Origin of the sequence: Paraburkholderia phymatum, assembly GCF_038900715.1 — a bacterium.
Taxonomy (GTDB): Bacteria; Pseudomonadota; Gammaproteobacteria; order Burkholderiales; family Burkholderiaceae; genus Paraburkholderia; species Paraburkholderia phymatum_A.
Genome location: NZ_JAYMRZ010000005.1, coordinates 85,321 through 107,039, shown reverse-complemented (window position 1 = coordinate 107,039; position 21,719 = coordinate 85,321). Strand labels below are relative to the sequence as shown.

The window sequence follows — 21,719 nt, the reverse complement described above, 5'->3', positions numbered from 1 at the left end:
GAGGCCTTCGTAGCGCCGCGCTTGTCGGGCGCGGTGCCGCGGTGCGGTGGTGCTTGTCTCTCAGTAAAGCGTGCGCGCGTAGCCCTTGAACGGCGCGTTTTCGCGCACGCTGCCGTCGTACACCTGCACGACCTGATCGCCGAACGCGGCGACATCGTCGGGATCGTGCGTGATCAACAGCATCGGAATGTCGAGCCGCGTCTGCAGATCGCATAGCTCGCGCCGCATCCGCTCGCGCAGCGCGTGATCGAGCGCGGAAAACGGCTCGTCGAGCAGCAGCAGCCGTGGCTGCGCGACGAGCGCGCGCGCCAGCGCCACACGCTGTTTCTGTCCGCCGGAAAGCTGTGCCGGATGGTGCCCGGCGACGCTTTTCAGATCCAGCGCATCGAGCCAGTAATCGATCTGCGGATGCGAAAAGTGCCGGCCCGGATTGAGCCAGCCCGAGTGCATGCCGAAGCCGATGTTCTGCCGCACGTTCAAATGCGGAAACAGTGCGTAGTCCTGGAAGAGGTACGCGAGGCGGCGCGCCTGCGGCCTCTGGTCGATGCCGCGCGCGCTGTCGAAGAGCGCGTCGCCGTGCAGCGTGATCTTGCCTTCGTCGGGGCGCAGCAGGCCCGCGATCGCCTGCAGCGTCAGGCTCTTGCCCGCGCCCGACGGTCCGAACAGCACGATGCGCTGCGCGCTCGCGGTGAACGACACGTCGAGCGTGAACTGGCGCTCGGGCGTGTGCAGCGATTTGCGGATGTCGACGGTGAGCGGCATGTCAGCGGGAAGTCATCAGCGAGTGTTGCGGCACGAGCCGGCCCGCGAGCAGCAGGATCGCGACGCAGGTAATCGACGTGACGAGCACGAGGAAATTGGCCGTGCCGTCGTCGCCGGCCTGCACGGCGGCGTAGACGGCCACCGACAGCGTCTGCGTGCGGCCCGGCAGATTGCCGGCGATCATCAGCGTCGCGCCGAATTCGCCGAGCGCGCGCGCGAACGCGAGCAACGCGCCCGCCAGAATGCCGCGCGACGCGAGCGGCAGCGTCACGCGAAAGAAAATGGCCGCTTCGCTGACGCCAAGCGTGCGCGCCGCGCGCTCGAGCTGCGGATCGACGGATTCGAACGCCGCGCGCGCGGACTTCAGCACGAGCGGAAACGCCACGACCATCGACGCGATCACCGCGCCCTGCCACGTGAACACCAGCTGGATATCGAAGCGGTCGAGCCATGCGCCGATCACGCCACGCCGGCCGAGCAGCACCAGCAGGTAATAGCCGAGGACGGTCGGTGGCATGACGAGGGGCAGCGTCAGCAAAGAATCGATCACGTCGCGCGCGCCCGAGCGCCAGCGCGACAGGCCGAGGCCGAGCGCGACGCCGAGCACGACGTTCAGCGCGGTCGCCCAGCCGGCGACCTTCAGCGACAGCAGCAGCGGAATCCAGGCCTGTTCCATCACGCGCGCCTTGCCTTGTAATGGCCGCTCAGTGCGCCGGCTTGAAGCCGTATTTCGCCAGCACGGCCTGGCCCGCCGGCGACAGCACGAACGCGATGAACGACTGCGCGTCGGCGGCATGCTTGCTGCCTTCGACCTGCGCGATCGGGTAGGTGATCGGCGTGGTCGTCGGCACCGTCAGCGCCACTTTGACCTTGTCGGGCATGACGGCGGCATCGGTGCCGAACACGAAGCCCGCGTCGACTTCGCCGCGCGACACGTAATCGAGGCTTTGACGCACATTGGCCGCGAGCACGCCCTTCGCGCTGACGGCGTCCCACACGCCCGCCGCCTTCAGCGCGCCTTCCGTGTAGCGGCCGACGGGCACCGACGCCGGATCGCCGTACGCGACGCGCTTCACGCTCGCCGTCGTCAGTTCGTTCAGTGTCGACGGCGCGCGCTTGCTGTCCGCGGGCACGATCAGCACGAGCGAATTCGCGGCGAAGTCCGTGCGCGTCGACGACACGATGACCTTCTGCTCGACGGCCTTGTCCATCGCCTTCTGATCGGCGGACGCGAACACATCGGCGGGCGCGCCCTTCGCGATCTGCTGCATCAGCACGTCCGATGCGCCGAAGTTGAAGAGCAGCTTCGTGCCGGGATGCTGCTGCCCGTATGCATCGCCGACTGCCTTGAACGCGTTGGTCAGGCTGGCGGCGGCGGAGACGATGATCTCGTCCGCGCGAGCCTGCGCGCCGAAGGCGAACGAGAGCGCGCTCGCGACGAGCACGGCGGGCTTCAGAAAGCGGTGGATCGACGTGATGAACATGGACGCGTGGCGCCGGACTGGCCGGAAACGAGTGGAAAACGCCATCGTAATATATGTACGGTTATAGCGCTCGACATGTTGATCATGTCGGGGCCGCAATGGCGAATTTTTATGCGTCGGAATCCTGCAGCGGCACTGCGACGTTGCGCGTATCCGGCAACGGAGAGAACGGCGTGACGGGCGCGCTCGTATCGCGCAGCCCCCGCCAGCTGCCGCGGACGAACGGCCGGTCGTGGCCGGAGACCTTCAGCGCGATGTGCGTGACCCAGCGGTGCGTCGGCACGTGCACGTTGTGCAGGCCGAGCGCGATGAATATCAGACTCAGCACGACGGGGACGATCGGCATGCGCCCCGGCGTCGCGTTCCACGCGATGCGAATGAACACGAGCGCCGTCAGCGCGCCGACGATGCAGCCCGTGATCGCCTCCGAAGGCGAATGCGCCTCGATGACGATGCGCGAAAAGCTGACCAGCGCGCCGCCGAACAGCGCCAGCGCCACGCCGGCGACGCGCATGGCAGGCGGCGCGGGCAGCAGCACGAGAAAGGCCGCGACGGGGTAGACGGCCGTGGCGAGCATCGCGTGTCCGCTCAGGCCGGTGAAGTCCCACACAGGCACGCCGACGCCCCAGCCGAGAAACGCCACCTTCGTCGCCGTGACCAGCGCGACGGCCACGCCGAGCAGAACGAGCCAACCGGCGGCGAGCTTCCACGAATAGCCGACGGACAGCCACAGTGCGATGGCGAAGGCGAGCGGCAGCGTCAGTCCGGCGCCGCCGAAGCTCGTGATCAGATACCAGAAGTGATAAGGCAGGTGAGGCATGGGCATTCTTGACGACATATAACCGGGCGCGGCGTATTACGGGCCTGCGGCCGGAAGATTCGGGGCGCCGTGCGGCGGTGCGGGATCGGATTGCACATTTCCGCAACACTTCCGCTCGGCGCGTATTCTATAAGTATAGAGGGAGGAGTTCGGCCGCAGTCGCAAACAGAAACGCGATAACTGACAGATGCTAGGACAATTCGGAAATCGTATGAGGAAAGGCGCGCAGGCACGGGTCTTTTCGCTGAATTCCACATCGGCCGACGATCAGCATCGCACCGAGATTGGTGTTATTGTGCATTGCACAAGTCTGCTTTCGAAGCAGGCAGCATTGATCCCTATTTGCGAGAAATCCTGTGCCAAAAAGCTTCACGAAAATCTGGCTAGGCGGCCTCAAACGCCTTTTTGCGATCCAGACGGAGCACGCGCGCGCGACGCTGAAGCGTGCGTCCAAGTCCAAGCGCGCGGTGACGCGGCCTGCATCGCCTGTCGCCAAGCCTTCGGTGAAAGTGCGCAAGACCGTCACCCGCGACGTGCCGCAGCGCGGCGCGCGCGAGTCGCGCGTGCGGCCGCGCGCCGCCGCGTGGGCGGGCGGCACGTGGACGCGCTCGTTCCACTCGGCGCCTGCCGCGCCGGGCAGCCTCGTCAATCATCTGCAATATGGGCTGTATCTGCCCGCCGGCAAGCCGCTCAAGCACGTGCCGCTCATCGTGATGCTGCACGGCTGCAACCAGTCGATCGACGAATTCGCCGAAGGCACCCGCATGAATCTGCTTGCCGACCGCTACGGCTTCGCAGTCGTGTATCCGGAGCAGTCGAAGCACGCGCACGCGCATCGCTGCTGGCACTGGTACGACGATACAGACCGCGCTGGACGGGCAGAGGCGCGCTCCGTGGTGTCGCTCGTCGATGCGCTTGTCGAGTCGTATGGTTTCGACCGCGAGCGGGTCTACGTGGCCGGGCTGTCAGCGGGCGCTGGACTCGCGACGCTGCTGGCGCTGCACTTCCCGGACCGTTTCGCGGCCGTCGCGCTGCATTCGGGGCCGGCGTTCGGTGAGGCGCATTCGGGCATCACCGCAATGGACGTCATGCGGCGCGGCACGCGACAGGACCCCGTGACGCTCGTCGATGCGCTTGCGGACGTGACCGCGTATCCGGGCATGCCGGCCATCATCCTGCAGGGCGAGTCCGACCACGTGGTCGCGCCCGTCAACGCCGAGCAGCTGACCGAGCAGTTCCTGCGGCTGAACGGCATCGTCGATGCGCAAGGCGTGCGCAAGGTCGGCGACGTAAAGGAGGATCGCAAGGCGACCGTCATCACGCGCGACTACACGCGCGGCGGGCGGCGCGTCGTGCGGGTGTGCCGCGTGCAGGGGCTCGGCCACGCGTGGAGCGGCGGCGACGATGCCGTGCCGTTCCATTCGTCGAAAGGGCCGGACGCGAGCAGCCTGTTGTGGGATTTCTTCAGGCATCAGCGTCGCGCCGAGTCGATGCGCACCGCCGTTCGCGCCACAGAGAGCGCTCGTCAACGCGCCAGTTGATAAATTGCCACACCTCGAATCTGCCGCTGGCGCATACCTAGGGTTTTCCCTATAATGCGGGTTATCCCTGGGCGTCAGCCGCCTAACGCCACATTCGAGGTTCACCATGTATCTGATCAGCCGCTTTTTCCTGTTCCTGACGAAGTCCTACGACGCGCGCGTCAAAGAGCGCAACGACGCTTACCTGGCTGAAGCCACGGATCTGTACGACCTCGAGTTCCGCATGCGCAAGATCGATCGCGAGTCGCAAATGCGCCATCCGTCGTGGATGAGCCAGAACTAAGCGGATTCGCGCTGACCGGCGTGTGAGCCGGACAGAAGCGTGCGCTCAGCGTGAGCGCAACGCGTCATAGCGCGCCAGCGTCGCCTGGCGCGCTTTTGCATGATCGACGACAGGCTGCGGATAATCCTTCCCCAGCACCACGCCCCAGTTCTTCAGATCATCGGGGGCCGCCCGCCAGGGCGCGTGAATCCACTTCGCGGGCACGTTCTCCAGTTCCGGCAAGAAGCTTTTGATAAAGCGCCCTTGCGGATCGAATTTCTCCGATTGCGTCACCGGGTTGAAGATCCGGAACCACGGCTGCGCATCGCAGCCCGTCGATGCCGCCCACTGCCAGCCGCCGTTGTTTGCTGCAAAGTCGAAGTCGTTGAGCTTTTCGGCGAAATAGCGCTCGCCGCGCCGCCAGTCGACACCCAGATCCTTCGCCAGAAAACTCGCCGTCACCATCCGCAGACGGTTGTGCATGAAGCCCGTCCGGTTCAGTTGCAGCATCGCCGCATCGACGAGCGGATAGCCTGTGCGGCCTTCGCACCACGCGGCGAAAGCGTTGCTGGCGTCCTTGCCCGTTTCCCAGCGCAGTGTGTCGAATTCGGGCTTGAACGACGCGCCGCTCGCAATCCGCGGATGATGCGCGAGGATCATGACGTAGAAGTCACGCCAGATCAGCTCCGATAGCCACGTTGCCGCGCCTTCGCTGTCGGGCTGCAACGACATGTCGTGCGCGAGCCGCGCGAGCGTGCGAATCGACACGGTGCCGAAGCGCAGATGCACCGATAGCTGGCTCGTGCCACGCGCCGCGGGGAAGTCGCGCCGCTCGGCGTAGCTGTCGATGCGTGTCATGAAGTCTTCGAACAGTGCCTGCGCGCCGCTCATGCCCGACAGCAAGTTTGCTTGCGCGAGCTTGCCCGGCGCGAAGCCCATCGACGCGAGCGTCGGCCATTCGCGATCGAGCTTGCGCGGCGGCCCCGCGAGACTTCGCGCATGGCGTTCGACGGGATACGGCTTCAGATCGAACGGCGTCAGTTGCCGTAGCCACGCGCGCTTGTACGGCGTGAAAACGGCAAATGGCTTGCCTTGGCCGTTGAGCACTTCGTCGCGCTCGAAAATCACCTGATCCTTGAACGTGATAAGCCGGCGTCCGTGCTGGCCGAGTTGCTGCGCGACCCGCTCATCGCGTCCGATCGCGACGGGCTCGTAATCGTGATTCGCGAAAACGGCTTCAACGTCGAGGCGCGCGGCGAGATCGGGAATCAGATCGGTCGGATGGCCGTGAAGCACGAGCAGTCCGCCGCCGCCTTCCTTCAACGAGCGGTCGAGTTCTTCGAGCGACGCCAGAATGAATTCAACCCGCCGGTCCTGAACGTTTCCATCGTGCGAATCGCGCGCGTGAGCCTGATCGATCAACGGCTGAAGAATCGTCGTATCGAAGACGAACACGCACCACACGCGCTCGCAGTGCTTGAGCGCGTAGTACAGCGCGGCGTTGTCGCCCGTGCGCAGATCGCGGCGAAACCAGACGAGTCCGCGACGAAAGCGTGCGTCGAGTCGATAAGCGCGGGTCATATGTTGTCGAAGGCAACGCCCGCCTTCCAGATGAAAGGCGGGCGCCTCCGTGTAGATGAGCCGGTGGGCTCAAACCACCTTCACGCGCACATCGACATTGCCGCGCGTCGCGTTCGAATACGGGCACACCTGATGCGCCGCGTTCACCAGCTCCTGCGCCGCTGGCGCATCGAGACCCGGCAGCGACACGCGCAGCTCGATATCCAGCGCGAAACCGCCCTTGTCATTCGGGCCGACGCCGACATCGGCCGTCACTGTCGTATCGGCGGGCACCGCCTGCTTGCGCTGGCCGGCGACGAACTTCATCGCGCTCAGAAAACAGGCCGAGTAGCCTGCCGCGAAAAGTTGTTCCGGGTTCGTGCCTTGCGCGCCGTTGCCGCCGAGTTCACGCGGCGCAGCCAGCTTCACGTCGAGCACGTTGTCCGATGAGATCGCGTGACCGTCGCGACCGCCGTTGCTCGTTGCCGTTGCCTTGTACAGTACGTTCATTTTGCCGCTCCTTGATCGGGTTCAGTGATTGGGTCAGTGCGTGCCGGTCTTTAGCGCGCATCGCTATCGGACTGGCACGCGACAAAGATAGCGTACAAATCATTTGTGTACAAACGATATTGCCTATCGATGCAATAGGCGATCACGGCCGGCCTGCGTTTTCAGTAGCGCTCGAGGTAGTCGTTCAAGGTGCCGCGCAATTGCGTCAGATCATCGCGCAGCCGCGTGAGGAATTCGGGCGTCTGTTGGGTTGCGCAGAAGATTTCACCCGGCACATCGCGTGCAGTGCGCTTGAGCGCGACGCCCGATTTCGTCAGCCGGATAAAGACGAGCCGTTCGTCCTCGGTGCCGCGCAGGCGCTCGATATAGCCTTGCGCTTCGAGCCGCTTGAGCAGCGGCGTGACCGTTGCTGAATCCAGATTCAGGCGCGCGGCGATGTCCTTCACGGTGACGTCGTCGCTTTCCCACAGGATCAGCATCGTCAGATATTGCGGGTAAGTGAGTCCGAGCCGGTCGAGAATCGGCTTGTACGCTTTGGTCATCGCAAGGGACGTCGAGTAGAGCGCGAAGCAGAGTTGTTCGTCGAGCGTGACGGGAAAAGCGGTGCGCTGGGTCATGTGCGTCCCCCTGAAGCGAAGCGTGCGAATGGATTGCGTGCAAACCATTGTGCCGCAAAAAACGGCACGACGGAGCGATCCGACGGGCAGGAAACCCACGCCGCATCGCCGCGGCGCAGGTTCGAAGAAAGCCGGCTCTTACGAAGACGGCTCTTAGGAAGACGGCGAAGAAGGCGCTGGCGGCAGCGGCTGTCCGGGCGATTGCACGCCGAAGCAGCCGCGATAGGTCGCATAGAACGAGCAGTAGAGCATCGTCGTGACGATGATCGACGCGGGCATCAGGATCACGAGCGCGAGATCGCCTGCGCCGATCGCCTGCAGCAGCGCGGACAGTCCGATCGACACCGTCGTCGCGACGGCGAACCACAGCGCGCCGTACACGGCGAACGCGCCGCGATTTCGCCAGCAACTGACGATGCTGAAGAACATCGCCTTGATGGTCGGGACGTCGTGCCATGCGGTGAGGATCGGCGCGAACCAGAACAGCATCGCGACGGGCACATAGAATGCGAGCGCCGTCAGCACGGCCAGCGGGATATCGCTGTTCGCGACGGCTTCGGGCTGCATCGACTCGCCGCTGACCATCAGATGCAGCAGCACGCCGCCGTCCGCGAGTGCGGAGCCGAGCAGCACAATGACCATCGCGATGATGTAGAGCACGCCGAGCAGCAGCAGACGCCTGGCGACCTGGCCGCCGTACGAGCGGAAACCGTCGACGAGTATCGTCGGCAGCACTGGCTTGCCCGCAATCGTGTCGCGGCACGCCGCCATGAAGCCGACCGCGACGCCCGGAATCAGCATCAGCGGCAGCACGCCGCCGATGATGGGGATCAGCGAAATGGCCGTCATCGCGAGCAGATACGCGAAAAACAGCGTGAGAAACGCAAGCGGGTTCTTGCGAAAGAGCCAGATTCCTTGACGGAACCACACGTAGCCGGTTTTCGCCGGGACTTCGATCAGTTGCATGAGGTATGAATGCCAGGGAGGGCGACGCCAGCGAGGCGCTCGCGAAGAATGCGCTCGAAATGACCCGGATCGTGTGGCTTGAGCAGTTCGGCGGCGCGCGGCATATGGAAATCATACAGGCGAGACACCCAGAAGCGATACGCTCCCGCGCGCAACATGTCGCCCCAGTGCCGGTTTTCGGCGGGCGTGAACGGGCGCACGGTCTGATACGCGCGCAGCAACGCTTCGACGCGCGCTTCGTCGAGCTTGCCCGTGGCGAGGTCGACGCACCAGTCGTTGACCGTCACGGCGACGTCGAAGAGCCATTTGTCGCAGCCCGCGAAATAAAAATCGAAGAAGCCGCCGAGCGCGACTTCATGATGCGTATCGGGCGCCGCGTGCGCGAACAGCACGTTGTCGCGGAACAGATCGCAATGGCACGGACCTTCCGGCAGCGACGCATAATCCGCCGACGCGAAGAACGCCTGCTGATGCGCGAGTTCTTCCGTGAGCAGCGTGCGTTGTGCTTCGGTGACGAACGGCACGATGCTCGGCACCGTTTCTTGCCACCACGGCAGGCTGCGCAGATTCGGCTGATGATGCGCAAAGTCGCGGCCCGCCAGATGCAGCCGCGCGAGCATCTGGCCCACTTCGACGCAATGCGCGACGCCGGGCGCGAGTTCGGGCGCGCCGTCGAGCTTCGTGACGATCGTCGCGGGCTTGCCGTCGAGCATGCCGAACAGCGCACCGTCGTCGCGCGGCATCGGGTCCGGCACGGGCACGCGATGCGACGCCAGATGACGCATCAGGTCGAGATAGAACGGCAGTTGCCCGGCCGTCAGCTTTTCGAAAATCGTGAGGACGTACTCGCCGCGCGTGGTCGTCAGAAAGAAATTGCTGTTCTCGATTCCGGATGTGATGCCGCGAAAGTCGACGACTTCGCCGAGATCGTAGTGGCGCATCCAGTCTGCGAGCTGGGCTTCGGTGACAGCGGTGAAAACGGCCATGCGTGGGACGTCGAGTCAGGTTGTTCGGCTGGCGCGATGCCAGTGTGAGCCGGGGCAAGCGGGTTGAAAGCGTCGTTGCCTTCGTGGTGCGTCGTGGTGCGTCTGTGTGCGTCGATGTGACGGGCGCCGGATGCGATGTCCGCCGGCGCCTATCGGTTTGAACCAGATTTGAACCAGGCCTGAAACAGGCTTGAAGCAGGCCGGCGCGCACCACTACGAGTGGGCGCGCGCGGGCTTGCGTCGATCAGTAGTGCAGGTTCACGGACGGCAGACGCGCGGGCGGCTTGCCGGATTCATACACCTTCGGCGACGTGTCGGTGGGCGCGCTCATCTGGTAGCGCGTGCCGAAGTTCGAGCGCACGTTGATCTCGACGGGCTTGCCCTTGTCGCGGTATTCGGTGATTTCGGTGCCGTTGCCGCTGCGCTCGTAGAAGCTCGGCGTACGCGGCGTGTTGATCTCGACCTTCGAGCTGACCTCGGCCGCGGGACGGTTGATCGCTCTCAGATCCGGCAGGCCCGCGCGTTCGTTGGCGTCGGCTTGTGCGTCCGCGGCCGCCTGCGCGTCTTTCGCGGATGGGGCAGGCTGGGCAGCCATCGCCACGCCGCTGACGGCGAGCGCCAGCGCAACTGCGGCGGGGAAGAGCGGCTTCATGATGTTTCTCCGATAGGGTGGCCCGATTCTAGCAAATCCAGTGCTGCTCACGGGCATGAACAGCGGGCGATAGCCTTATTTTGCGCGCTTCTCGCGCGACATGCGCGGCACGTGTGCGGGGCGTCGCACGGCCCGCGCGATCATGCGCGCGCGTGATCGCGCAGGTGGCCGATGAGCAGGCGCGCGGACATCAGAAAGCGCGGGTTCCGTGGTAATGTCGTTGCATCAATCGAGGCGAACGAAGATGAACTACGATACCAATCAACGCGCGGTGCACATGCCCGCTAACGCGTTCCCGACCGAGGCCTTCGACGACGCCGCCGACGCTGTCACGCGCCTGTCCGCCATCTATGAAGCGAACACATCGTTCCTGCGCGATGCGTTTGCGCGTTTCCGCCGCAACGAGCCGTTCGACTGTCGCGTGCGCGCGTGCTATCCGTTCGTGCGCGTGCGCACGGAAACGAACACGCATGTCGATTCGCGGCGCTCGTATGGCTTTGTCGCCGGTCCGGGCGTGTTCGAGACCACGGTGACGCGGCCCGATCTGTTCGGCAACTACTATCGCGAGCAACTGCGCCTGCTGGTGAAGAACCATCATGTGGCCGTCGAAGTGGGCGTGTCGGATCAGCCGATCCCCATTCATTTCGCGTTCGCCGAGGGCATCCATCTCGAAGGCGATCTGGACCGCGAGCGCCTGCTCTCGATGCGCGACGTATTCGACCCGCCCGATCTCGCGCTGCTCGACGACCGCATCGTCAACGGCACCTACGAGCCGATGCCCGGCGAGCCGCATCCGCTTGCGCTCTTCACGGCGGCCCGCGTCGACTTTTCGCTGCATCGGCTCAAGCACTACACGGCGACGTCGCCTACGCACTGCCAGAACTACGTGCTGTACACGAACTATCAGTTCTACATCGACGAGTTCGTGAAGCTCGGCCGCACGATGATGGCGAAGACCGACGACGCCGATCTGCGCGCGTACCGCAGCGAGTACACGTCGTTCGTCGAGCCGGGCGACGTGATCACGTACAACGCGAATATCGGCGAGCAGGAAGACGAAGGCACGGCGCCGCCGCGCCTGCCGCAGATGCCCGCGTATCACCTCAAGCGCGCGGACGGCAGCGGCATCACGATGATCAACATCGGTGTCGGCCCGTCGAACGCGAAGACCATTACCGATCACATCGCAGTGCTGCGCCCGCACGCATGGATCATGCTCGGCCACTGCGCGGGTCTGCGCAATACGCAGCGTCTCGGCGACTATGTGCTCGCGCACGGCTATGTGCGCGAGGATCACGTGCTCGACGACGACTTGCCGCTGTGGGTGCCGATCCCCGCGCTCGCCGAAGTACAGGTCGCGCTGGAGCGCGCCGTCGCGCAGGTCACGCAGCTCGACGGCGCGGAGCTGAAGCGCGTGATGCGCACGGGCACGGTCGCGAGCGTCGACAACCGCAACTGGGAACTGCGCGATCATCGCGAGCCCGTGCAGCGTCTGTCGCAAAGCCGCGCGATCGCGCTCGACATGGAAAGCGCGACGATCGCCGCGAACGGCTTCCGCTTCCGCGTGCCGTATGGGACGCTGCTGTGCGTATCCGACAAGCCGCTGCACGGCGAACTGAAGTTGCCCGGCATGGCCGACCAGTTCTATCGCGCGCAGGTCGACCAGCATTTGCAGATCGGCGTAAAGGCGATGGAGATTCTGCGCACCAACGGTCTGCACAAGCTGCACAGCCGCAAGCTGCGCAGCTTCGCGGAAGTGGCGTTCCAGTAATGGCGTTTCAGTAGTGGCGTTGCGATAAGCGCGTGCGAGCGCTTATCAGCCGATGAACGGGAGTCCGGCGAGCCCCGCGAGCGCGCCGGCCCCGAGCAGCCACAACGGGTGAATGCGCGTCCTGAATGCGAGCACCGCACATGTGCCTGTGATGATCCACGCGAGCCACGACGTGTCCGACGCCTGTGCGATCAGAACGGCGCTCGCCGCGACGAGACCCGCCGTCACGGGCACGAGTCCCTTTTGCGCGATGCGCCTCCACGGGCGGTCCTTGAAGCGGTTCCACGCATGCATCGCGAGCAGCGTGACGACGGACGACGGTCCGAACTTCGCGAGCGACGTCACGAGCATCCCCGCCCAGCCCGCCACATGCCAGCCGACGAGCGTGACGACCATCATGTTCGGCCCCGGCGCCGCTTGCGCGAGCGCGAAGAGCGCGCTGAATTCGCTCGCGGGCATCCAGTGATGCACCTCGACGACCTGCCGCTGCATCTCCGGCAAGATGGTGTTGCCGCCGCCGAACGCGAGCAGCGATAGCTGGCTGAAGATGACAGCGAGCGCGATCAACGTATCGGTCATTTCGAAGCCTCGTTCTGGCACGCCGACGCCGCGGAGGCATCGGCTTTTGCCACGCGCGATGCCATGTAGATGCTGAGCGGCGTCAACACGAGCATCGTCGGCAGCAGCGGGAAGCGCAGCAATGCGATCGCGACGAAGCCCAGCGCGGCGATCGTCGCCGCCCTCGGGTCGTGGCGCAGCGGCAGCAGAATCTTGACGACCATCGCGATCAGCAGGCCGGCGGCGGCCGCCGCGAGTCCGGCGAACAGATGCCTGATGTGCGGATCGTCCTGCGTGCGCTCGTAGATCACGCCCAGTGCGATCACGACGAGCGACGGTCCGGCGATCAGGCCGAGAATGCCCGCCAGTGCGCCGCGCAGGCCGCGAAAGCGCATGCCCAGCGCCACCGACAGATTGATCACGTTGCCGCCCGGCAGGAACTGGCACAGGCCGAGCAGATCGGTGAATTCGGCGGCCGTCAGCCAGCGGCGCTGTTCGACGATGGTTCGCCGCGCGAGCGGCAGCGCGCCGCCGAACGACGTCAGGCCGAGGCCCAGAAAGCCCATGAAGATTTCGCGCGAAGTCGGAGGGGGCGCATGCTCCGGCGCGTCGGGGTGCTGATCCATCGCGTTCACCAATCGGTACAAGGCGTGAAGATTAGCGCCGATTCCGGGCGGCGCAAAACGATTTCTCGGGCAAGTCCTTGTGATCTAGAATCACAAGGATGAATGCAAGGACGAACCGCAAGCTCCCCCCTTTCCCCGCGCTGCGCGCCTTCGAGGCTGCGGCGCGGCACAACAGCTTCACGTCCGCCGCGGACGAGCTTCATGTGACGCACGGTGCAATCAGCCGTCAGGTGGCCGCGTTCGAGGCGTGGGTCGGCGTGCAGGTGTTTCATCGCGCCGGCAAGCGGGTGCGGCTGACGGAAGACGGACGCCGCTATCTGTCGGCGGTGCAGGCCGCGTTCGACAGCATCGCCGTCGCGACCGACCAGTTGCGCGACACGGGCATCGTCCACGTGCTGCGCGTGAATGCGCTGCCGACGTTCGCAATGAAGTGGCTATTGCCGCGGCTTTCGCAGTTTCAGCGGATGGCGCCGAATGTCGAGCTGCGGCTGTCGACGTCGAATGCGCCCGTCGAAACACTCGACAGCTTCGACGTCGCCGTGCGGCGCGGACCCGCGCACTGGCCCAATTGCGCGAGCGGGCAGTTTCTCGAAGAAAGCGAGCTGCCCGTGTGCAGTCCCGCGCTGTTGCAGCGCCTGCCGATTCATACGGCCGACGATCTCGCGCGTCATGTGCTGCTGCATTCGGATACGCGGCCGGACGCATGGCAGCACTGGCTGCACGCGGCGGGCGTCACTGCGAAGTGCCGCAATAAGCAGTCGTTCGATCACTTCTATCTGGCGTTGCAGGCGGCCGTGGATGGCCTGGGCGTCGCGCTCGGACCGACGCCGCTGCTCGACGACGAACTGGCGTCGGGGCGCCTGGTGATGCCGCTGAAAGGACCGCGCATCGGCGCGCGTGGCTACTGGTGGGTGGCGCGGCGCGAAGTGGCGAACGCGCCGCTCGTCGGGCAGTTTTGCCGCTGGCTCGAAGCACAGGCGGCGCAGACGAAAGCGGAAACAGAAGCGGGAGCAAAAGGTACTGCGCCGGCAACGACCCAAGGCAATGCGGGCAATGCGCATGCCGCGTCGCGATAGCCGCGATGGCGGACAACGCAACGCACTGTCCGCCAGGCACGCATCAGACCATCACAGGTAGAACATCCGGTCTTCGTCCGACTTCACGGGATGCGCTTCGGGCTCTTCGCGCTCTTCATAGAACGCGAGCACGGCTTCGAGCACCTGGTCGGGCTCGTCGATCACCTGCATCAGGTTCATGTCCTCGGGATTGATGAGGCCCATCGGCACCAGTTGCGCTTCGAACCAGCCGAGCAGACCCTTCCAGAACTCCGCGCCGACGAGAATGATGGGCACGTGGCGCGACTTCTTCGTTTGAATCAGCGTGAGTACTTCGGCGAGTTCGTCGAGCGTGCCGAAGCCGCCCGGCATCACGATGACGGCATCCGAGTTCTTCACGAACGTGACCTTGCGCGTGAAGAAGTGACGGAAGCGCAGCGAGATGTCCTGCCACTGGTTGCCCGATTGCTCGTGCGGCAATTCGATGTTCAGGCCGACGGACGGCGCCTTGCCCGCATGCGCTCCCTTGTTGGCCGCTTCCATGATGCCGGGGCCGCCGCCGGAGATCACTGCGAAGCCGGCGTCGGAGAGCTTGCGTGCAATCGTGGTGGCCAGTTTGTAGTAAGGCGAGTTCGGTTTCAGACGTGCCGAACCATAGATGCTCACGGCCGGGCGGATCTCCGACAGGTACTCGGTCGCCTCGATAAACTCTGCCATAATCGTGAACATCTGCCACGATGCGCGGGCCTTCTTGGCTGTTGCGCGCTCTTGATCTGCGAGCGATCGCAGACTCGGAATCACTTTTCTCTTAGTCATAATGCCTGAAGAACAGAACCTGGAAGGTAAGACCCTGCTATTGGTTGACGGTTCGAGTTATCTGTACCGGGCCTACCATGCGATGCCTGATCTGCGCGGTCCAGATGGCGGACCAACAGGTGCGCTCTACGGAATCATCAACATGCTGCGCCGTATGCGCAAGGAAGTTACGGCAGAGTATAGCGCGTGCGTGTTCGATGCCAAAGGCAAGACGTTTCGCGACGACTGGTATCCGCAATACAAGGCACACCGCCCGTCGATGCCCGAAGATCTGGCCAAGCAGATCGAGCCGATTCACGTCGCCGTGCGCTCGCTCGGCTGGCCGCTTCTGATGATTGAAGGCGTCGAGGCCGACGACGTGATCGGCACGCTCGCGCGGCGCGCGGAACAGCGCGGCATGAACGTGATCGTATCCACGGGGGACAAGGATCTGGCGCAGCTCGTGACGGATCATGTCACCCTCATCAATACGATGACGAACGAAAAGCTCGACCGCGAAGGCGTCGTTGCGAAGTTCGGCGTGCCGCCCGAGCTCATCGTCGATTACCTGTCGCTGATCGGCGATACCGTCGACAACGTGCCGGGTGTCGAGAAATGCGGCCCGAAAACAGCGCTCAAATGGCTCACGCAATTCGAGACCCTCGATGGCATCGTCGCACACGCGAATGAAATCAAAGGTGCGGTAGGAGACAATCTGCGACGTGCGCTCGATTTCCTGCCGATGGCGAAAAAGCTCGTCACGGTCGAAACGGAATGCGACCTGACCGAGCACGTGAACTCGTTCGAAGAGACGCTCGCCACGCGCCCCGAAGCGCGTGAAGAGCTGCGCGACATCTTCACGCGCCACGGCTTCAAGACGTGGCTGCGCGAAGTGGAAATCGCCGATGCCGTCGAAGGGCCCGAGACGGATGTGCCGCCCGCGCCGACCGTCGACGGCGAGAGCGCGCGCGAGTACGACACCGTGCAGACGTGGGAGCAGTTCGACGCGTGGCTCGCGAAGCTCGACGCCGCCGAGATCACGTCGTTCGATACGGAGACCACGTCGCTCGACCCGATGGTCGCGCAGATCGTCGGCATTTCGATTGCGGTCGAAGCGGGCAAGGCTGCGTATATTCCGCTCGCGCATCGCGGGCCGGATGCGCCCGTGCAATTGCCGCGCGACGAAGTGCTCGCGAAGCTCAAGCCGTGGCTCGAAAGCGCGGACAAGAAGAAGGTCGGCCAGCATGTGAAGTACGACGAGCAGGTGCTCGCGAACTACGGCATTGCGATGGACGGCATCGAGCACGACACGCTGTTGCAGTCATATGTGCTCGAATCGCATCGTCCGCATGACATGGACAACCTCGCGTTGCGCCATCTCGGCCTCAAGACGATCAAGTACGAAGACGTGGCGGGCAAGGGCGCATCGCAGATCGGCTTCGACGAAGTGTCGCTCGACAAGGCCTCCGAATACGCGGCCGAAGATGCCGACATCACGCTGCGTCTGCATCACGCGCTGTATCCGCAGATCTCGGCGGAAGTGCCGCTCGATCACGTGTACCGCAACATCGAAGTGCCGACGTCGCGGGTGCTGCGCAAGATGGAGCGCAACGGCGTGCTGATCGACTCGGAAAAGCTGCGTGTGCAGAGCAACGAAATCGCAACGCGTCTCGTCGAACTCGAGAAAGAGGCGTATGAGCTGGCGGGCGGCGAATTCAATCTCGGCTCGCCAAAGCAGATCGGACAGATCTTCTTCGAAAGGCTCGAATTGCCCGTCATCAAGAAGACGCCGAGCGGCGCGCCGTCCACAGACGAAGAAGTACTGCAAAAGCTCGCCGAAGATTTTCCGCTTCCGAAAATCCTGCTCGAGCATCGCGGGCTGTCGAAGCTGAAATCGACGTACACGGACAAGCTGCCGCGCATGGTCAACGCGACCACGGGCCGCGTGCATACGAACTATGCGCAGGCCGTCGCGGTGACGGGGCGCCTCGCATCGAACGATCCGAATCTGCAGAACATTCCCGTGCGCACGGGCGAAGGCCGCCGCATTCGCGAAGCGTTCATCGCGCCGCCGGGACACAAGCTCGTGTCGGCGGACTACTCGCAGATCGAGTTGCGGATCATGGCGCATATCTCCGGCGATGAAGCGCTGCTGCGCGCGTTCAAGCAGGGCGAAGACATTCACCGCGCTACGGCATCCGAAGTGTTCAGCGTGACGCCGCTCGAAGTGTCCAACGATCAGCGGCGCATCGCGAAGGTCATCAACTTCGGCCTGATCTACGGGATGAGTTCGTTCGGTCTCGCATCGAACCTCGGCATCACGCGTGATGCCGCTAAGCTCTATATCGACCGCTATTTCGCGCGTTATCCGGGCGTTGCCGCGTACATGGAGAACACGCGTTCGAGCGCAAAGGCGAAGGGCTACGTCGAGACCGTGTTCGGCCGGCGACTGTGGCTGCCCGAGATCAACGGCGGCAATGGCCCGCGCCGCCAGGCGGCGGAGCGCGCCGCGATCAATGCGCCGATGCAGGGCACGGCCGCCGATCTGATCAAGATGTCGATGATCGCAGTGCAGAAGTGGATCGAAGAGTCGGGCATCGGCACGCGCATGATCATGCAGGTACACGACGAACTGATTCTCGAAGTGCCGGACGCCGAGCTATCCGATGTCCGCAAGCGCTTGCCGGAACTGATGTGCGGGGTTGCACAACTGAAGGTGCCGCTCGTCGCCGAAGTGGGCGCGGGCGCGAACTGGGAAGAAGCGCACTGACATGCCAGTCATGTGTGCCACGACACACTGACACAGCATTGTTGCTTCTCCAGGTCAACTGACAACGAGCGGGACAGCGGGCGGCGCAACGTCGTTCGCAAGTCACAGTCGCAGATGACGGACTTGTGACTTGTCCCGCTGGTCGCCGACAATCGACAGAACGCGAATAACAAAAAAACAAAAGCGGCCGCATACGCGCGAAGCGAGCCGCATCGACGCACAACTTGTCGTTTCATACGGAGAGTCCTGATGCATCGTTTTGTCGTCGTGGGTGGAGGTGCGGGCGGTCTCGAGCTGGCGACGCGGCTCGGCGATCGTTACGCGCGCAAGAAGAAAAATGGCGTGCCGCTCGCGCAGGTCACGCTGGTCGACCGTTATCCGACGCATATCTGGAAACCGCTGCTGCATGAAGTGGCGGCGGGCAGCATGGACCCTTTCACGCAGGAACTCGAATACGCGGCGCAGGCGCGATGGCACGGCTTCGAATTCCAGCAGGGCGAACTGACCGCGCTCGATCGCGCGGCGAAACGCATTACGCTCGGCCGCGTGCTCGACGACGACGGCGCCGAGCTTCTTCCCGAACGCGTGCTCGAATACGACACGCTCGTCATCGCGATCGGCAGCACCACGCACTTCTTCGGCGTGAAGGGCGCGCCGGAATATTCGATCGCGCTCGACACCGTCCAGCAGGCCGAGCGCTTTCGCAAGCGCCTCATTGCCGCCTGCATGCGCGCCGAGCATCAGGCGCACGAGCCCGTCGAGTCGAATCCCGGCGCGCACGCATCGACGGAGCCGCGCATCCAGGTCGCGATCGTCGGCGGCGGCGCAACGGGTGTCGAGCTGTCGGCGGAACTGCGCAATACGGCGCAGGTGTTGTCCGCGTACGGGCTGCATAAGCTCGATCCGCGTCATGACGTCGGCATCGTGCTGATCGAAGCGGGGCCGCGCATTTTGCCGGCGCTGCAGGAGCGCGTATCGACGGCGACGGCCGAACTGCTGCAAAAGCTCGGCGTCAAGCTGATGGTGGGCGAGACGGTTGCGGAAGTCGCGCCGGGCGTCGTGCGCACGGCGAGCGGCAAGACCGTGCGCGCCGATCTGACCGTGTGGGCCGCGGGGATCAAGGCGCCGCTCGTATTGAGCCAGCTCGACGGCTTGCCCGTGAACCGGCTCGGCCAGTTGCAGGTGCGCCGCACGCTGCAGACCGAAATCGACGACAACGTGTTCGCGCTCGGCGATTGCGCGGCGTGCCCGTGGCCCGGCAACGAGCGTAACGTGCCGCCTCGCGCGCAGGCCGCGCATCAGCAGGCGAGCTTTCTGCTGCGCGCGTTCGGCAATATGCTCGAAAGCCGGCCGCTGCCCGAGTTCACCTATCACGACTTCGGCTCGCTGGTATCGCTCGGCCACTTCAGCGCGGTCGGCAATCTGATGGGTGGCGTGATCGGCGGCAACATGCTGATCGAAGGGCTTTTCGCGCGCTTCATGTACATGTCGCTGTACCGGCTGCACATCGCGGCGCTGCATGGCTACGCGCGGATGGTGCTCGATACGTTCGCGCACTGGCTGCGACGCACTACGCTGCCGCGCGTGAAGCTGCACTGATTGCCGGTCGATGCTTCTGCAACGGAATGCGCTTGCGCGTATGCTGTGTCGACCGGAGTTAGTACTTTAGCTGTCGGCAGGAGTTAGTGCTTTAGCACTTACTCCTGCCCCATGCAGAGCACTTACTCCGGTCCCATGCAGGGCGGTCGACCAGAGTTGGCGCTTTAGCACTTGCTCCTGCCCCATGCAGAGCACTCAATCCTGTCCTCTGCAAAGTCGTCGGCGGAAGTGACGCTTTAGCGCTCACTCCGGCCCCCCTGCAAGATCTTTGCTTGCCTTCCTTGCCGTTCACCCTTGTCATTTCACCAAGGAGCACCGCATGCTGAAGCCAGAAGTCGACAGTCTCGTTCCCCACGTGCCCTTCGATCGGCGCACCTTCATCAAGGCGGCGCTCGGCAGCGGCTTTGCGGCGTGCGTGCTGCCCGTGTCCGCGCAGACCATCCACACCGATAGCGAAGGGCTCGATGCGGGCGAGGTCGGCATCCGCTCGGGCGAGACGCAGGTGCCCGCATACCGCGCGCAGCCGAAGGGCAAGACGCATCTGCCCGTGATCATCGTGATCCATGAGATTTTCGGCGTGCACGAGCATATCGCGGATGTCTGCCGGCGCTTCGCAAAGCAGGGCTATCTGGCCGTCGCGCCAAACCTGTACGTGCGCCAGGGCGATCCGACGAAGTATCCGTCGATGCAGCAGCTCAACGAGGAGGTCGTGAGCAAGGTGCCCGATGCCCAGGTGCTCGCCGATCTCGACGCGACGTTCAAATGGGCCGGCCAGCACGGCGGCGACGTGAACCGGGTTGGCGTCAACGGCTTCTGCTGGGGCGGACGCATCACGTGGCTGTACGCGGAACACAATCCGCGTCTGAAGGCGGCCGTCGCGTGGTATGGGCGCGTGGTCGGCGACCAGACGCCGATGACGCCCGCCAATCCGATCGACCGCGTGTCCGATCTGCAGGTGCCCGTGCTCGGGCTGTATGGGCGGCAGGATCAGAGCATTCCGCAAGACTCGCTGGAGAAGATGAAGCAGGCGATCGCGCAAGGGCCGCAGGCTGGGCGCGGCGCGCAGTTCGTCGTCTATGACGACGCGGGGCATGCGTTTTTTGCCGACTATCGGCCGAGTTACCGGCAGGCCGACGCGGAGGACGGCTGGAAGCGGGCGCTTGCGTGGTTCAAGCAGCATGGCGTCGGCTGATCGTGCTGTTGCGCCAGCCGTGCGGATTTCATGCGACCGTGCTGTGGCCGCATTGCGGTAACGTCGGATTCGGCTACAAGTCGGCTTGATGCTGTCGACGCGGGCCGCCGTCTTTTGCAGCCGTGACAAAGTTGTTTGCAACGGGCCTTCACGGTGGATGTCGGGTCCACTTCCGCTTGCACGCCGCACCGCGGTCGACGAAGCCGTTCGAAGGCAGGCGCGCCGCTGGATGCCAGCGACGCGCCAAGCTGACCAGGCAAGGCAAGAGCGCCGTGGTCAGCGAACGGCTAGCGATGGATCAAGGATTGGCGCCCGTCGCCACCGGCCGCGCCGGATCGGAACTCCATTCGCTCCACGACCCCGGATACAGCGCTGCGCCATGCAGTCCCGCGATCTCCATCGCGAGTGCGTTGTGGCACGCGGTGACGCCGGAGCCGCATTGCAGCACGACGTGCTCGCCGGCTACGCCCGGGATGACGGCGCCGAATTCGTCACGCAGCGTGTGCGCCGACTTGAAGCGGCCGTCCGCGGTCAGGTTGTCCTTGAAGTAGCGGTTGCGCGCGCCCGGAATGTGGCCGCCGACGCGATCCAGCGTTTCATTCTCGCCGCGATAGCGGTCCGCGGCGCGTGCGTCGATCAGCACGCGCTCACGCGTGCCGATGTTGCGTTCGACAGCCTGCGCGTCGACGGTCACGGCAAGCGGGGCGCCCGCCTTGAAGTCGCCCGTGACTTTGGGCGGCGCGTCCTGCGTCAACGGCTGGCCGGCCGCATTCCACGCCTGAAGCCCGCCGTCGAGCAGCGCAACGGAATCGTGACCCAGCCAGCGCAGCAGCCACCACAGACGCGCGGCGTACATGCCGCCCTGCTCGTCGTAGGCGACCACCTGCTGGCCCTGCTTGAGGCCGAGTTCGGCGAGACGGTCGACGAGCTTCTGACGATCCGGCAACGGGTGACGCCCGTTAGTGCCCGTCTTCGGGCCGGACAGATCGCGGTCGAGGTGCAGATAGTGCGCGTGCGGCAGGTGGCCAGCCGCGTAGGCCTTTTCGCCGGCGTCGGTGTGGGCGAGATCGAAGCGGCAATCGGCGATGAAGACGCTGCCCGGCGCGGCAGCCAGACGTTCAGCGAGGTTATCGGCGGAGATCAGCGTGGTGTAGTGAGTGTGTGGCATGACGGCTCCCTGGGAGACTGGCATC

21 protein-coding genes are annotated in these 21,719 nt (G+C 64.5%); 7 read left to right on the top strand and 14 right to left on the bottom strand.

The window, feature by feature from the left end; all coding sequences use genetic code 11:
- Positions 1-60: 60 nt before the first annotated feature.
- The 4 genes from VSR68_RS11575 to VSR68_RS11560 all read right to left on the bottom strand — a co-directional run bounded on the left by VSR68_RS11575 (position 61) and on the right by VSR68_RS11560 (position 3,066).
- Positions 61-762, bottom strand: a complete 702-nt coding sequence (locus VSR68_RS11575; RefSeq protein ID WP_342939980.1) for an ATP-binding cassette domain-containing protein — start codon at positions 760-762, stop codon at positions 61-63.
- Between the two features lies 1 nt (position 763).
- Entirely contained in the window at positions 764-1,438 is a 675-nt protein-coding gene (modB, locus tag VSR68_RS11570) for a molybdate ABC transporter permease subunit (protein ID WP_342939979.1), read from the bottom strand.
- Positions 1,439-1,466: 28 nt separating this feature from the next.
- Complete coding sequence (modA, locus tag VSR68_RS11565) at positions 1,467-2,246, bottom strand: molybdate ABC transporter substrate-binding protein (protein WP_342939978.1); 780 nt, start codon at positions 2,244-2,246, stop codon at positions 1,467-1,469.
- 109 nt (positions 2,247-2,355) lie between these two features.
- Complete coding sequence (locus VSR68_RS11560) at positions 2,356-3,066, bottom strand: phosphatase PAP2 family protein (RefSeq protein ID WP_342939977.1); 711 nt, start codon at positions 3,064-3,066, stop codon at positions 2,356-2,358.
- A gap of 356 nt (positions 3,067-3,422) precedes the next feature.
- Here VSR68_RS11560 and VSR68_RS11555 point away from each other — a divergent pair, with 356 nt between their 5' ends.
- Positions 3,423-4,607 carry an extracellular catalytic domain type 1 short-chain-length polyhydroxyalkanoate depolymerase gene (locus tag VSR68_RS11555; RefSeq protein WP_342939976.1) on the top strand — a complete coding sequence of 395 codons (1,185 nt, stop codon included), beginning with the start codon at positions 3,423-3,425 and terminating at the stop codon, positions 4,605-4,607.
- Between the two features lie 106 nt (positions 4,608-4,713).
- On the top strand, positions 4,714-4,890 hold the full coding sequence (locus VSR68_RS11550) for a DUF3563 family protein (protein WP_342939975.1): 177 nt from the start codon (positions 4,714-4,716) through the stop codon (positions 4,888-4,890).
- Between the two features lie 45 nt (positions 4,891-4,935).
- On the opposite strand, the gene VSR68_RS11545 is transcribed toward VSR68_RS11550, so the two are convergent.
- The 6 genes from VSR68_RS11545 to VSR68_RS11520 all read right to left on the bottom strand — a co-directional run bounded on the left by VSR68_RS11545 (position 4,936) and on the right by VSR68_RS11520 (position 10,160).
- Positions 4,936-6,450: a deoxyribodipyrimidine photo-lyase gene (locus VSR68_RS11545; RefSeq protein ID WP_342939974.1), complete on the bottom strand. Its 1,515-nt coding sequence runs from the start codon at positions 6,448-6,450 to the stop codon at positions 4,936-4,938.
- Positions 6,451-6,519: 69 nt separating this feature from the next.
- Positions 6,520-6,939 (bottom strand): organic hydroperoxide resistance protein, encoded by a 420-nt coding sequence (locus VSR68_RS11540; protein WP_342939973.1) that lies wholly within the window; start codon positions 6,937-6,939, stop codon positions 6,520-6,522.
- 161 nt (positions 6,940-7,100) lie between these two features.
- Positions 7,101-7,556, bottom strand: coding sequence for a MarR family transcriptional regulator (locus VSR68_RS11535; RefSeq protein ID WP_342939972.1), 456 nt, complete (start codon positions 7,554-7,556; stop codon positions 7,101-7,103).
- A gap of 153 nt (positions 7,557-7,709) precedes the next feature.
- The gene (locus VSR68_RS11530; RefSeq protein WP_342939971.1) at positions 7,710-8,522 is read right to left on the bottom strand and encodes a BPSS1780 family membrane protein; all 813 of its coding nucleotides are present in this window, start codon (positions 8,520-8,522) and stop codon (positions 7,710-7,712) included.
- On the bottom strand, positions 8,513-9,508 hold the full coding sequence (locus tag VSR68_RS11525; RefSeq protein WP_342939970.1) for a homoserine kinase: 996 nt from the start codon (positions 9,506-9,508) through the stop codon (positions 8,513-8,515). The genes VSR68_RS11530 and VSR68_RS11525 overlap by 10 nt, the downstream gene beginning before the upstream one ends.
- A 244-nt stretch (positions 9,509-9,752) precedes the next feature.
- A complete protein-coding gene (locus tag VSR68_RS11520) occupies positions 9,753-10,160 on the bottom strand; it encodes a hypothetical protein (RefSeq protein WP_342939969.1) in 408 nt (135 codons plus the stop codon).
- 244 nt (positions 10,161-10,404) lie between these two features.
- Here VSR68_RS11520 and VSR68_RS11515 point away from each other — a divergent pair, with 244 nt between their 5' ends.
- Complete coding sequence (locus tag VSR68_RS11515) at positions 10,405-11,931, top strand: AMP nucleosidase (protein WP_342939968.1); 1,527 nt, start codon at positions 10,405-10,407, stop codon at positions 11,929-11,931.
- A gap of 45 nt (positions 11,932-11,976) precedes the next feature.
- Here the strand turns inward: VSR68_RS11515 and VSR68_RS11510 are convergent, their stop codons facing one another.
- Positions 11,977-12,510, bottom strand: a complete 534-nt coding sequence (locus VSR68_RS11510; RefSeq protein ID WP_342939967.1) for a chromate transporter — start codon at positions 12,508-12,510, stop codon at positions 11,977-11,979.
- Positions 12,507-13,115, bottom strand: coding sequence for a chromate transporter (locus tag VSR68_RS11505; protein ID WP_342939966.1), 609 nt, complete (start codon positions 13,113-13,115; stop codon positions 12,507-12,509). The genes VSR68_RS11510 and VSR68_RS11505 overlap by 4 nt, the downstream gene beginning before the upstream one ends.
- A 98-nt stretch (positions 13,116-13,213) precedes the next feature.
- Between VSR68_RS11505 and VSR68_RS11500 the strand changes: the two genes are divergently transcribed.
- Entirely contained in the window at positions 13,214-14,191 is a 978-nt protein-coding gene (locus VSR68_RS11500; protein ID WP_342939965.1) for a transcriptional regulator GcvA, read from the top strand.
- Positions 14,192-14,242: 51 nt separating this feature from the next.
- Here VSR68_RS11500 and VSR68_RS11495 read toward each other — a convergent pair whose 3' ends face one another.
- Positions 14,243-14,986, bottom strand: a complete 744-nt coding sequence (locus VSR68_RS11495; RefSeq protein ID WP_087735609.1) for a TIGR00730 family Rossman fold protein — start codon at positions 14,984-14,986, stop codon at positions 14,243-14,245.
- Between the two features lies 1 nt (position 14,987).
- Between VSR68_RS11495 and polA the strand changes: the two genes are divergently transcribed.
- The 3 genes from polA to VSR68_RS11480 all read left to right on the top strand — a co-directional run bounded on the left by polA (position 14,988) and on the right by VSR68_RS11480 (position 20,526).
- Entirely contained in the window at positions 14,988-17,735 is a 2,748-nt protein-coding gene (gene polA, locus VSR68_RS11490; protein ID WP_342939964.1) for a DNA polymerase I, read from the top strand.
- A gap of 249 nt (positions 17,736-17,984) precedes the next feature.
- Positions 17,985-19,334, top strand: coding sequence for an NAD(P)/FAD-dependent oxidoreductase (locus VSR68_RS11485; protein ID WP_342939963.1), 1,350 nt, complete (start codon positions 17,985-17,987; stop codon positions 19,332-19,334).
- Positions 19,335-19,653: 319 nt separating this feature from the next.
- On the top strand, positions 19,654-20,526 hold the full coding sequence (locus VSR68_RS11480) for a dienelactone hydrolase family protein (RefSeq protein WP_342939962.1): 873 nt from the start codon (positions 19,654-19,656) through the stop codon (positions 20,524-20,526).
- Between the two features lie 298 nt (positions 20,527-20,824).
- On the opposite strand, the gene VSR68_RS11475 is transcribed toward VSR68_RS11480, so the two are convergent.
- On the bottom strand, positions 20,825-21,694 hold the full coding sequence (locus VSR68_RS11475) for a sulfurtransferase (RefSeq protein WP_342939961.1): 870 nt from the start codon (positions 21,692-21,694) through the stop codon (positions 20,825-20,827).
- Positions 21,695-21,719: the final 25 nt, after the last annotated feature.